The sequence below is a fragment of the Methylobacterium sp. WL8 genome (genome assembly GCF_008040045.1).
GTDB lineage: Bacteria > Pseudomonadota > Alphaproteobacteria > Rhizobiales > Beijerinckiaceae > Methylobacterium > Methylobacterium cerastii.
Window position 1 is genome coordinate 41,802 of sequence record NZ_VRVF01000004.1, and the last position, 12,591, is coordinate 54,392.

Sequence of the window (12,591 nt, forward strand, 5' to 3'; positions counted from 1 at the left end):
CCACACCGCGGCGCCGGGGGTATTTCCTCAAGCTGCAGACGTATCGCGCAGGTGAAGCTGCGCTCGTCCCTCCTCTCCTGCAAGAGGAGGGAGCTGGCGCTATGTCCTCGACCGCGTCTCTGATTTCCGCCGACTGTTCTACCGGCTTGCAGCAACGCCCGGGTCCTGATCGGACAAAAACTGCCGTTTCTCTGGGCAGAACCTGCGCGGCAAGCACATCTGACCTGCGGAACCTCGAGCATAGCGTCCGTGTTCAAGGCGCGTCCACGCTCTCGCCTCTGCCCCGCCTGCGCCCTCGCTCGCGGCCGTCACGGATCCACCGATGCTCGTCCAAGCCGGCTTCACCATCGCCTTCAACACCTTCGGCCCGACCCCGATGAACCTGCTGCTCAACGTGCGGCCGGAGCGCCGGGTCGACCTCGTGACGCCGGAGGTCATCGCGTTCGATCCGCCGGTGCTGGCGACGCAGCACGTCGACGCCTTCGGCAACGTCTGCACCCGCATCGTCGCCCCGGGCGGCCGGATCACGATGTCGGCCGACTTCACGATCCGCGATTCCGGCGAGCCGGACGCGTATGAGCCGGAGGCCCGCCAGCACCCGGTGCAGGACTTGCCCGACGACGTTCTGCCGTTCCTCCTCGGCTCGCGCTACTGCGACACCGACAAGCTCTCGGCCACCGCGTGGTCGCTGTTCGGCGCGACGCCGGAGGGTTGGGCATGGGTGCAGGCGATCGTCGACTTCGTGCACAATCACTTGCAGTTCGACTATCAGCGGGCCGACAACACCCGCACCGCGCATGACGGCTACGTCCAGGGCGTCGGCGTCTGCCGCGACTTCGCCCACCTGGCGATCGCGCTCTGCCGCTGCATGAACATCCCGGCCCGCTACGCCACCGGCTACCTCGGCGACATCGGCGTGCCGAAGGACCCGGCGCCGATGGATTTCTCGGCCTGGTTCGAGGTCTACCTCGGAGACCGCTGGTACACGTTCGACGCCCGCCACAACACGCCGCGGATCGCCCGCATCGTCATGGCCCGCGGGCGCGACGCGACGGACTGCGCTCTCACCACCAGCTTCGGCACCGCCTACCTGATGCGCTTCGACGTGCACACCGACGAGGTCGCGACGAACGACGGGACGATGGCCGAGGCAGCCTGAGGCTTCGCCGCGAACGCAAGGCCGACCGGAACCGCCCTAGCCGGCCTGTCGCGCGACGAGGCGGTCGAGGAAGTTGCCGATCTCGCGACGGCGTTGACGCGGCTCCAGGACGTCGGCGCCGAGGCCGTGTCGCCAAGCGAGCGACGCGTCCGCGGCGGCGTGCAGCGCCTCGATCTCGGCGGCGTAGTCCGAGACCGCGCCTGCGTCGGGCGCGAGGCCGGCCTCGACCACGGCCTCGGCGCAGACCCGCAGCATCGCGGCAAGCTCGTCGAGGTCGAGTTCCGGGTGATACTGCGTGCCCCAGAACACGCCGTCCCCGTGGGGGATCTCGATCGTCTGCACGTCGAGGAGCGCGTTCGCGGCGAGAACCCGCGCGCCGGGCGGGGGCACGATCACCGCGTCGGAATGGATCGCCGGCGCGTCCCATGCCGCCCCGCGGCCCGACAGCAGCGGGTGGTCGCGGCCCTCGGCCGTCGCGGCGATGCGGCGGGCGAAGCCGTATTCGGGGCCGCGCGGGTTGGGGCCGGCGTCGCCCCCGGTGACGACCGCCGCGAGCTGGACGCCCCAGCACGAGCCGAACACCGGCAGGCCGGCCTCCAGCGCCGCCTGCATCAGGTCGCGCTGGCGCATCACCTCCGGGCTGCGCTCGGCGACCTTCAGGGTCGATCCGGTGAAGATCACGCCGTCGTAGGTGGCGAGCCCCGCGCCCTCGGGCAGGCCGGCGTCGGCGTCGGCCGGGCTGACGAGGCGGCACTGCGCCTCGGGGTGGTAGGCGTGGACGACGTCGGCGTAGGATTCGGCCGAGGTGCGTCCGGTGGCCGTGACGTGCTGCGCGCGGTCTTCGCGCCCATTGCCGTCCGCGATGAGCAGTCGAAGCATGGTGTCCTGAAAAGTCGTCGGCGAGCGGATCTTGGGAACGCCCGGCAGAGCCGGATGATACTGCGACATAGGCGCAAAGCGACGGTGTCAGGATGATCCGAATTGTCGCGACCGGCGCCTTGGCGGGCTGCGGACCGAGGGGACCTATCGGCGCGCCCCGCGTTGAGGCAAAGGCAGGTGCCGTCGGGGCGAGGTCGTTCGTGTCGGGCGAGGCGCCGCGCCATAGGGCACCTCGCACGGTGCGCCGGCCCGTCGCCGGCACGCCTTCCATCGCAGGTGACTGCATCTCTCGCAGGCGGCTGCTTCTTCCGCAGGTGACTGCACCACATCCGTGATGGCGAAGCCGATGGATCAACCAACCCGCGTCGCCTCCTTCTCCCGCGAGACCCTCTCGACCGGGGTGGCGGGACTGGACGACGTCCTCGCCGGCGGCCTGACGAAGGGGCGCCTCTACCTGCTCGAAGGCACGCCCGGCACCGGCAAGACCACGCTCGCCCTGCAGTTCCTGCTCGATGGCGTCGCCCGCGGCGAGACCTGCCTCTACGTCACCCTGTCGGAGAGCGCGGACGAGCTGCGTTCTTCGGCGGCCTCGCACGGCTGGTCGCTCGACGGAGTCGAGCTCTACGAACTGGTCAACGAGCTCGGCCTCGATCCGGAGAGCGAGCAGTCGGTGCTGCACCCCTCCGAGGTCGAACTCGGCGAGACCGTCCGCGAGGTGATGGAGCGGGTGGACGCGGCAAAGCCCGACCGGGTGGTGTTCGACAGCCTGTCCGAGCTGCGGCTGCTCGCGCAGAACCCGCTGCGCTATCGCCGCCAGATCCTGGCGCTGAAGCAGCTCTTCGCGGCACGCGGCTGCACGGTGTTCCTGCTCGACGACGGCACCGCCGACGTGCAGCTCCACAGCATCGCCCACGGCGTCTTCCTGCTGGAACACAACCAGCGCAACTTCGGCGCGGGCCGCCGCCGCCTCCTCGTCCTGAAGATGCGCGGCGTGAAGAGCCGCGGCGGCTACCACGACTTCATCCTCGAGACCGGCGGGATCGCGCTGTTCCCGACCCTGGTCGCCGCCGAGCACGGCGTCGACTTCGCGCCGGTCACCCGCTCCACCGGCGCGCCCGGCCTCGACCTGCTGCTCGGCGGCGGCCTCGTGCGCGGCACCAACACCCTGCTGCTCGGGCCGTCCGGCGCCGGCAAGACCACGACGGCGGTCCGCTGCATGCTGGCGGCGCTGGAGCGGGGCGAGCGGGCCACCTACTTCCTGTTCGACGAGGGACGCGCGACGCTGCTGGCGCGCTCCGCCCTGCTTGGGATGGACCTGCAGCCGCATCTCGATGCGGGCACCCTCACCATCGCCCAGGTCGACCCCGCCGAGCTGGCGCCGGGCGAGTTCGCCTGCCGCGTCCGCGAGGCGGTCGAGCGACGCGGCGCGACCTTCGTCGCCCTCGACAGCCTCAACGCCTACATCCACGCGATGCCGGGCGAGCAGTTCCTGATCCTGCAGATGCACGAACTCCTGACCTACCTGAACCAGGTGGGCGTCACGACGCTGCTGGTGCTCGGGCAGCACGGCGTCATCGGCGACGTGCGCTCCGACCTCGACCTGAGCTACCTCAGCGACGGCATCCTGCTGTTCCGCTACTTCGAGGCCAAGGGCGAGGTCCGCACCGCGCTCTCGACGGTGAAGAGCCGGGTCAACGCCCACGAGCGCACCATCCGCGAGCTGCGGTTCTCCCGCGGCGGGATCCAGGTCGGGGAGGCGCTGACCGACTTCGAGGGGGTGCTGTCGGGGTTGCCGGCCTATGGCGGCAAGGTCGCGATGCTGCGCAGCGAACCGGCGGAATGACCGAGCCCGACCTCGACGAGACCCGCGTCCTCATCCTGGCGCCGCGCGGGCGCGACGCCGCGGCGATGGAGCGGTTGCTGGCCAAGTCCGGCACCCGCGTCGCCGTCTGCCCCGACGCGGCCGCGTGGCTCGCCGCCCTCGCGGGCCGGGCGGGCTCGGCGATCGTCACCGAGGAAGCCCTGCTCGACGTCGACCCCGACGCGCTCGGGACCTGGATCGAGCGCCAGCCGCCCTGGTCGGACTTCCCCTTCATCATGCTGGCGACGCGCCAGGCCGGGCGCCGCCCCGCGGAGGGCGCGGCCATGGTGGAGCGCCTGGGCAACGTCGTGCTGCTCGAGCGCCCGATCAACGCCGAGACCCTGGTCAGCGCGGTCGCCTCGGCCCTGCGGGTGCGGCGGCGCCAATACCAGGCGCGCGAACACATCCGCGAGCGGGAGCGGGCCGAGGAGCGCCTGCGGATCGCCAACGAGACCCTGGAGCGGCGGGTCGCCGAGCGCACCGGCGAGGTCGAGGCCGCCCGCGAAACCTTGGCCTTCGCCCTCGATTCCGCCGGGATGGGGACGTGGGACCTCGATCTCCTCACCGACACCGCGCGTCGGTCGGACCGCCACGACGCGATCTTCGGCTACGCCACGCCGCTGCCGCATTGGGGCCGGCAGACCTTCCTCGCCCACATCCACCCGGAGGATCGCGAGGCGGCGGAAGCGGCCTTCGCGCAGGCGGCGCGGGCCGGGACGCTCGATCTCGAATGCCGGATCGTGCGCCCCGACGGAACCGTGCGCTGGGTCGCGGCCAAGGGCCGGGCCGAGTACCGCGCCGACGGCATCCCCGTCCGCATGGCCGGAATCGTCCTCGACCGCTCCGACCAGCGCAACACCGAGGAGGCCCTGCGCCAGGCGCAGAAGATGGAGGCGATCGGCCAGCTCACCGGCGGCGTCGCGCACGACTTCAACAACCTGCTGACGGTCATCGTCGGCGGCCTCGACATGGTGCTGCGCCAGCCCGACAACGTCGAGCGGGTCAAGCGCCTGGCCGACGCCGCGATGACGGCGGCCCGGCGCGGCGAGCAGCTGACGCAGCAGCTCCTCGCCTTCTCCCGGCGCCAGATGCTGCGGCCGCAGACCCTCAACCCGAACCGCCTGCTCATCGACTTCCGGCCGCTCGCCGAGCGCGCCGCCGGGGGCGCGATCGAACTGGCCTTCGACCTCGACCCGGCCCTCGACCCGATCCGCATCGACCCGGCCCAGTTCGAGGCCGCCATCCTCAACCTCGTCGTCAACGCCCGCGACGCGATGGAGGCGGACGCCGGTCACGCCCGGATCGAGATCCGCAGCCGCAACCTCCGCCTCGACACCGCGGCGGTGGCCGACAAGGGCGTGCCGCCGGGCGCCTACGTCGAGATCGCGGTGTCCGACACCGGCAGCGGCATCGCGCCGGAGCTTTTGGCGCGGGTGTTCGAGCCGTTCTTCACCACCAAGGAGGTCGGCAAGGGCACCGGCCTCGGCCTGAGCCAGGTCTACGGCTTCACCCGCAGCGCCAAGGGCTTCGTCGCCATCGACTCCGAGGTGGAGCGCGGCACCACCTTCCGGCTGCGCTTCCCGCGCTCGACCGACCCCGCCGGCGAGGAGGCGGAGACGGGCGAACGCGGCGTGCTGCCGCTGCGCCGCGCCGGCGAAGGCGAGACCGTGCTGCTCGTCGAGGACGACGAGCAGGTCCTCACCATGGCCGTCGAGAGCCTTGAGGAACTGCGCTACAAGGTCGTCGTGGCGCGGAACGCTGCGGAGGCGCTGGCCCATCTCCGGGACGTCCAGCGCATCGACATCCTGTTCTCCGACGTGATGATGCCCGGCGGCATGAACGGCTCGCAGCTCGCGGTAGAGGCGCAGCGCCTGCGACCCGGCCTCAAGGTGCTGCTCACCTCCGGCTACGTCGCCGACCTCGACGAGGGCCAAGTCATCGGCCGCGGCGAGCTGCCGGTGCTCAACAAGCCCTACCGCCGCGACGAGCTCGCTCGCTCGCTCCGCCTCGTCCTCGGCGGCGGCGAGGCCTGAGCGGGGCGCGCGGGGTTCCGAAGCCTGGCCCGAACCGCCGATCCATCGAACCGGGAGCTTTGCGGCCGTGCACTGGGTCCACCTGATGATCGCGATCGTCGCCGAGGTCGTCGGCACCAGCGCGCTCAAGGCGTCGGACGGGTTCTCCCGGCCGGTGCCGCTGCTGATCACGGTCGCCGGCTACGCGGTGGCGTTCTTCTTCCTCGCGCTCACCCTGCGGACGATCCCGATGGGCGTGGCCTACGCGGTCTGGTCGGGCGTCGGCATCGTGCTGATCTCCCTCGTCGGCTGGCTGGTGTTCCGGCAGAGCCTCGACGCCCCGGCCCTGCTCGGCCTCGGCCTGATCGTCGCCGGCGTCGTGGTGATCAACGGCTTCTCGAACGCCGTCGGGCGCTGACGCGCCGGCCCTGCCCTGTGGGCCGTCCCGCACGGTTGACACGCCGCCACCCCCTCACCATAAGAGCCCCGCGCGGCCCGATGGGCCGCCCTTTGGGGGAATGTCCCGAGCGGCAAAGGGGGCGGACTGTAAATCCGCTGCGTAAGCTTCGTAGGTTCGAGTCCTACTTCCCCCACCACGTCCTTTCCCTTGCGATGTCCGATCCCTTGCGATGGCCGACGCCGTCGCCTCTCCCGAGGCTGCGGACTCGCGATGGCGCGTGCGCCGATCAGGCCTTTCGCGTCCGCGCGCCGAAGATCGACGTGCCGACCCGGACATGGGTCGCGCCCATCTGGATCGCGGCGCCGTAGTCGGCGCTCATGCCCATCGACAGGATCGGCAGGTTGTGCCGGCGGGCGAGCGCGGCGAGCAGGCCGAAATGGGCCGAGGGCGGGTCCTCGACCGGCGGAACGCACATCAGGCCCTGGATCGCCAGCCCGTGGGTGCCGACGCACTCGGCGAGCAGCACGTCGAGGTCGGCGGGCGACACGCCGCCCTTCTGCGGCTCGTCCCCGGTGTTGACCTGGATGAGCAGCTTGGGCGTGCGCCCGGTCCGCGCGATCTCCTTGGCCAGCGCAGCGGCGAGCGACAGCCGGTCGAGCGAGTGGATCACGTCGAAGAGTTCCACCGCCTCGCGCGCCTTGTTCGACTGCAGCGGCCCGACGAGATGGAGTTCCACGTCCGGGTATCGTGCCTTGAGCGCCGGCCACTTGGCCTTCGACTCCTGCACGTAGTTCTCGCCGAACAGGCGCTGGCCGGCCTCCAGCGCCGGCACGATACCCTCCGCCGGCACGGTCTTGGAGACGGCGATCAGACGGATCCCGGCCGGATCGCGCTCGCAATCCTCGGCCGCGCGGGCGATCCCGGTCCGCACCTCGGCGAGGCCTGCGGCGACGTCCGCCTCGCCGACGGGCGGCTTGTCCGGGATCGGCGGCGTATCGATCGGTGTGTCGGTCATCGGGGTCCTTCCGGGGGCGTCCGGCGGTCGCTGCGTGAGAGGTGGTCCACGCCGCCGCGCTGTCCAGCGGCACGGCATCGACATAGGCGATCTGGCGCCTCAATGCCGGGATCGTGCCCGCGGTGCAAAGCTCTCGCCCGCTCGACGCGGTCGGCCGAGCAGGTAGATCCGTTGGCCGAGCCCGGCGCGAATGTGCTAACGCCGCCGCTTCCCCGGCCCGCCCCGCCTGATCCCGGTTCCCGACGACGCCATGACGAACCCGCCCAGCCACCAGACCCTCGAGCGCTACAACGCCAAGGATTCCGAGCCGCGCTGGCAGGAGGCCTGGGCGCAGGCGCGCCTGTTCGAGGCCGACAACGCCGACGCCCGCCCGAAATACTACGTGCTGGAGATGTTCCCCTATCCGTCGGGGCGCATCCACATGGGCCACGTGCGCAACTACGCGATGGGCGACGTGGTGGCGCGCTACAAGCGGGCCAAGGGGTTCGCGGTGCTGCACCCGATGGGCTGGGACGCCTTCGGGCTGCCGGCGGAGAACGCGGCGATCGAGCGCAAGACCAACCCGCGCGACTGGACCTACGCCAACATCGCGACGATGCGCGGGCAGCTGCAATCCATGGGGCTGTCGCTCGACTGGAGCCGGGAGGTCGCGACCTGCGATCCGGACTACTACAAGCACCAGCAGCGCATGTTCCTCGACTTCCTCGGCAAGGGGCTGGTCACGCGCCGCACCGCCAAGGTGAACTGGGACCCGGTCGACCACACCGTGCTCGCCAACGAGCAGGTGATCGATGGGCGCGGCTGGCGCTCCGGCGCGCTCGTCGAGCAGCGCGAGCTGACGCAATGGTTCTTCAAGATCACCGACTTCGCGCAGGACCTCTACGACGCGCTGGACGGGCTCGAGCGCTGGCCGGAGAAGGTCCGGCTGATGCAGAAGAACTGGATCGGCCGCTCGCAGGGGCTGCAGGTCCGGTTCGCGTTGTCGCCGGACGCCGAGACGGCCCTCGCGGAACGCGCGGCCGACGCGACCATCCGTGAGGTCGAGGTCTACACGACCCGGCCCGACACCTTGTTCGGCGCCAAGTTCCTGGCCATCGCCGCCGACCATCCCCTGGCGGCCGCCCTGGCCCCCGGCGACGCCAAGCTGCAGGACTTCATCGCCGAGTGCCGCCGCATGGGCACGGCCCAGGCGGCGATCGATACCGCGGAGAAGCTCGGCTACGACACCGGGCTCACCGTGCGCCATCCCCTGGACCCGTCCTGGACGCTGCCGGTCTACGTCGCGAACTTCGTGCTGATGGAGTACGGCACCGGGGCGGTGTTCGGCTGCCCGGCGCACGACCAGCGCGACCTCGATTTCGCGAACAAGTACGGCCTCGGCAACACCCCCGTGGTCTGCCCCGAGGGCCAGGACCCGGCCACGTTCGTGATCACCGACACCGCCTTCGACGGCGACGGGCGGATGATCAACTCGCGCGACCTCGACGGCCTGACCACGGACGAAGCCTTCGAAGCGGTGGCGAGTCGCCTCGAAGGCGAGGTGCTGTCCGGCGCGCCGGTCGCAGCGCGAAAGGTGCAGTTCCGCCTGCGCGACTGGGGCGTCTCGCGCCAGCGCTACTGGGGCTGCCCGATCCCGATCATCCATTGCGAGGCCTGCGGCCCGGTGCCGGTGCCGGTGGCGGACCTGCCGGTGAAGCTGCCCGAGGCGGTCTCGTTCGACCAGCCCGGCAACCCACTGGAGCGCGACCACGCTTGGCGCACCGTGCCGTGCCCGTCCTGCGGCGCGGCGGCGCGGCGTGAGACCGACACGATGGACACCTTCGTCGACTCGTCCTGGTACTACGCCCGCTTCACGGCGCCCTGGCTCGCCGACCGGCCGACCGACCCGGCGGCGGTCAACCGCTGGCTTGCCGTCGATCAATATATCGGCGGCATCGAGCACGCGATCCTGCACCTGCTCTACGCGCGCTTCTTTATGCGCGCGATGCAGGCGACCGGCTGGTCCGGCGTCTCCGAGCCGTTCGCCGGGCTGTTCACGCAAGGGATGGTCGTCCACGAGACCTACAAGGACGAGGCCGGCGCCTGGGTGCCGCCGGCCGACGTGCGCCTGACGACGGAGGCCGGCGAGCGCCGCGGGTTCCACGTGAAAACCTCCGGCCCGATCGCGATCGGGCCGATCGAGAAGATGTCGAAGTCCAAGAAGAACGTCGTCGATCCCGACGACATCATCGCCTCCTTCGGCGCCGACACCGCACGCTGGTTCATGCTCTCGGATTCACCCCCTGAGCGCGACGTGATCTGGACGGAGGAGGGCGTGCAGGGCGCCGCCCGCTTCGTGCAGCGGGTGTGGCGGCTGGTGAACGCCGCCGTCGCGGCCTCGGGCTCCGGCGACGGCGACCTCGCCCTGCGCAAGGCCGCGCACAAAGCGCTCGCCGCCTTCGGCGAGGACGTGGAGCGCCTGCGCTTCAACCGCTGCGTCGCCCACGTCTACACCCTGGCCAACGCCCTCGAGGAGGCGTTCCGTGGTGGCGCCTCGGCGGCCGCCGGCCGCGAGGCCGCCGGCATCTTGGTCCAGCTCATCGCGCCGATGATGCCGCACCTGGCGGAGAGCTGCTGGGCGGTGCTCGGCCGCGACGGGCTCGTGGCGCAGGCGCCGTGGCCGGATTTCGACCCGGCGCTCCTGGTCGAGGATGCGGTGACCCTGCCGGTCCAGGTCAACGGCAAGAAGCGCGGCGACGTCACCGTTCCGCGCGACGCGGACGCCGCCGCCGTCGAGGCCTTGGTGCTCGCCGACGAGACGGTCCAGCGGGCGCTGGAAGGCCGGACGCCCCGCAAGGTCATCGTCGTGCCGGGGCGGATCGTGAACTTGGTGGTGTGAGGTGGAGCCGACTTCCCCTCTCCCGCACGCGGGGAGAGGCCTGGCTGCACCGCGTCGTGCAGCCAGGTAGCGCAGGCGGAGCCGAAGCGACGGTGAGGGGGAGCTTCCGGAGGAGCCTCGTCCGGCCAAGCTCCTCACCTTCGGCTGCCGCCTTGCTTTGCCGACGACGAGGTCGGCAAAGCCCTCTCCCCGCATGCGGGGAGAGGGGATGCTCTCAAAGCGGAGCGGGTGGCCGCCCCTTCAGGCGGCCAGCGCCCGGCTCACCGTGGCGCGCAGGTCCGCCAGCGAGAACGGTTTGGTCAGCACGTCGGTGACGATGGCGTCGAGCCCGCGGGCGCGTTCGCGCTGGTCGGCGAAGCCCGTCATCAGGAGGATGGTCAAGTCCGGAAAGTCGCGCTTGGCCGCGAGCGCCAGCGCGATGCCGTCCATCAGCGGCATCCGGATGTCGGTCAGCATCAGGTCGAAGGCGCCGTCGGATTCGTTCAGCCGGTCGAGGCCGTCGCTGCCGTCGATCGCCGTGACCACGGCATGGCCGTCGATCTCGAGGCCCCGTTTGAGAAAGCCGCGGACCGTCTCTTCGTCATCCACCAGAAGGATGCGCGCCATGTCGCCTGTATTCGATCCGTCGAAGAAGGGCCGTGCAGCCCGGTCATGCCTGGAGAACGTCTAAACAAGGGCCGCCCTGTCAAGACATTTCGGCGCACGATGTAGTGCGCCGCATGCGGGTTGCGAAAATGCCGCGCGTCGGATCGCGGCTCAGGCGCCGCCGAACAGGTCCGGATCGGGGCTGTCGTAGTCGACCACGCCGACGAACGGCAGCTGCCGGAAGGCGTGCGCGGCATCCATGCCGTAGCCGACGACGAAGGCGTCCGGGCAGGTGAAGCCGACGAAGTCCGCGTCGATCTGCACCGCGCGCTTGCCCGGCTTTTCGAGCAGCACCGCGGTGAGGACGCGGGACGCGCCGCGGGCCATCAGCAGGTCCTTGGCGAACACCACCGTGCGGCCCGATTCGAGGATGTCGTCGACGAGCAGCACGTCGCGGCCGCGCACCTCGCTCTGCACGTCGCGCAGGATCTCGACCTGGCCGGAGGAGACCGTGCCGGTGCGATAGCTCGACAGGTGGACGAACTCGACCTGCGGCGACAGCCCGACCCGGTGCAGGGCGCGCAGCAGGTCGGCGGCGAACATGAAGCTGCCCTTGAGCACCGCCACCACCAGCAGGTTCTGCGGGGCGGCGGCCTTGATCTCGCGCGCCAACGCCTCGTTGCGCGTCGCGATGGTGGCTTCGTCGAAGAGGACGCGGACGCGTCGGGAGGGCGTGGTGGTCATGCGCCCTTCATAGCCCATTCCCGCGCGCGCGGACCACGGCCCCGTGCTCTAAAAATGCGTCAGGGCGTGGCGGAATCCGTCTTCACATCACCCTTCACATCCATCTTCACATCACCTTTCATCTCCACCTTCACGTCTTCCGCCTTGACCGCATCCGCGAAGCGGACCTCGACCCCGCGTCCCTGCTCGGGCGGATCGGGGAAGCGGGCTGCGAACCGCGCGGTCTCGCCCTGCGCCAGGCGGCTGCGCGGCGGGGCGATGGTGTAGGTCTTCACGACCCGCTCGGCGGCGTCGCGCACCAGGACGCTGATCGGCGGCACCGGCATCCCGTTCCGGGCGGTGCCGACGAGGTCGCCCTCGACCACCAATTCGCCCGGCCGCTCGCCGCCGGCCTGGTTCCGTAGGGCGGTGGCGTCTCGGATCTCGATGCCGCGCAGGTTCACCGGCAGGCCGATGCGCGCGAACAGCCCAGCCGCCTGCGGCAGCGCCTGCACCACCTGCACGCGGGCGAGGCAGGCGAGGGGGATCGCGGCCAGCACCACGAGGCCTGCGGCGAGCGCCGGCGACAGCGCGGCGACGCCGCCCTTGCCCGCTCCCTTGCCCGCGCCTTTGCCGAGCGGCTTGTAGCCGGGCTTGGGCTTTCCCGCCTTCGCGCGGCGCGGGGCGTCGGGCACGTTGTCGATCGTCTCAGGGGTCGCCGCCTCGCGCACCGCGGCCGAGGCCTCGGCCCAGGCCTCCGCGGAGACCGCTTCGTCGGCGGCGGCGCTCGCCGCCTGCAACTCGGCCTCGTGGGCGGCGACGACCTCCGCCGGCGACACGAACCACGTCTCGCGGCAGGCGGCGCAGCGCACCGAGCGCCCTTCGGTGCCGACGCGGGCCGTGTCGATCCGGTACTCGCTGGCGCAGGTCGGGCAGACGATCAGCATACGCGGCACGCTCGGTGACGGGCGCCGCCGCGCGGGACCTGCGGCGAAAACCCTTGGGCGATCCTCGGCGGTTAGGGTTAAGCTCCGGTGAAACTGCTGAGAACCGGCTTGAAATGGCCATGCGCGGCGGTC

10 protein-coding genes and 1 tRNA gene are annotated in these 12,591 nt (G+C 71.1%); 6 read left to right on the top strand and 5 right to left on the bottom strand.

Annotated elements, in window-relative coordinates; genetic code table 11:
* Positions 1-322 precede the first annotated feature (322 nt).
* Positions 323-1,159 (top strand): transglutaminase family protein, encoded by an 837-nt coding sequence (locus FV234_RS02535; RefSeq protein WP_147827985.1) that lies wholly within the window; start codon positions 323-325, stop codon positions 1,157-1,159.
* 36 nt (positions 1,160-1,195) lie between these two features.
* Here FV234_RS02535 and FV234_RS02540 read toward each other — a convergent pair whose 3' ends face one another.
* Complete coding sequence (locus FV234_RS02540; RefSeq protein WP_147762471.1) at positions 1,196-2,038, bottom strand: type 1 glutamine amidotransferase; 843 nt, start codon at positions 2,036-2,038, stop codon at positions 1,196-1,198.
* A gap of 346 nt (positions 2,039-2,384) precedes the next feature.
* On the opposite strand from FV234_RS02540, the gene FV234_RS02545 reads away from it, so the two are divergent.
* The 4 genes from FV234_RS02545 to FV234_RS02560 all read left to right on the top strand — a co-directional run bounded on the left by FV234_RS02545 (position 2,385) and on the right by FV234_RS02560 (position 6,507).
* Positions 2,385-3,881, top strand: a complete 1,497-nt coding sequence (locus tag FV234_RS02545) for an ATPase domain-containing protein (protein ID WP_147814072.1) — start codon at positions 2,385-2,387, stop codon at positions 3,879-3,881.
* A complete protein-coding gene (locus FV234_RS02550; RefSeq protein ID WP_147827986.1) occupies positions 3,878-5,932 on the top strand; it encodes a PAS domain-containing hybrid sensor histidine kinase/response regulator in 2,055 nt (684 codons plus the stop codon). Before FV234_RS02545 ends, FV234_RS02550 begins: the two co-directional genes overlap by 4 nt.
* A 67-nt stretch (positions 5,933-5,999) precedes the next feature.
* Positions 6,000-6,329 carry a multidrug efflux SMR transporter gene (locus FV234_RS02555; RefSeq protein WP_281406029.1) on the top strand — a complete coding sequence of 110 codons (330 nt, stop codon included), beginning with the start codon at positions 6,000-6,002 and terminating at the stop codon, positions 6,327-6,329.
* Positions 6,330-6,423: 94 nt separating this feature from the next.
* Positions 6,424-6,507: transfer RNA gene (locus tag FV234_RS02560), tRNA-Tyr, on the top strand.
* A gap of 90 nt (positions 6,508-6,597) precedes the next feature.
* Here the strand turns inward: FV234_RS02560 and FV234_RS02565 are convergent.
* Positions 6,598-7,326, bottom strand: a complete 729-nt coding sequence (locus FV234_RS02565) for a YggS family pyridoxal phosphate-dependent enzyme (protein WP_147762474.1) — start codon at positions 7,324-7,326, stop codon at positions 6,598-6,600.
* A 250-nt stretch (positions 7,327-7,576) separates the two neighbouring features.
* Between FV234_RS02565 and leuS the strand changes: the two genes are divergently transcribed.
* Positions 7,577-10,204 carry a leucine--tRNA ligase gene (gene leuS, locus FV234_RS02570; protein WP_147827987.1) on the top strand — a complete coding sequence of 876 codons (2,628 nt, stop codon included), beginning with the start codon at positions 7,577-7,579 and terminating at the stop codon, positions 10,202-10,204.
* 240 nt (positions 10,205-10,444) lie between these two features.
* On the opposite strand, the gene FV234_RS02575 is transcribed toward leuS, so the two are convergent.
* From FV234_RS02575 to FV234_RS02585, 3 genes are all read right to left on the bottom strand, one after another.
* Positions 10,445-10,810 (bottom strand): response regulator, encoded by a 366-nt coding sequence (locus FV234_RS02575; RefSeq protein ID WP_147727221.1) that lies wholly within the window; start codon positions 10,808-10,810, stop codon positions 10,445-10,447.
* Positions 10,811-10,960: 150 nt separating this feature from the next.
* Positions 10,961-11,533 carry a hypoxanthine phosphoribosyltransferase gene (hpt, locus tag FV234_RS02580; RefSeq protein WP_147750718.1) on the bottom strand — a complete coding sequence of 191 codons (573 nt, stop codon included), beginning with the start codon at positions 11,531-11,533 and terminating at the stop codon, positions 10,961-10,963.
* A 59-nt stretch (positions 11,534-11,592) separates the two neighbouring features.
* Positions 11,593-12,459, bottom strand: coding sequence for a zinc-ribbon domain-containing protein (locus FV234_RS02585; RefSeq protein ID WP_147827988.1), 867 nt, complete (start codon positions 12,457-12,459; stop codon positions 11,593-11,595).
* Positions 12,460-12,591 lie beyond the last annotated feature (132 nt).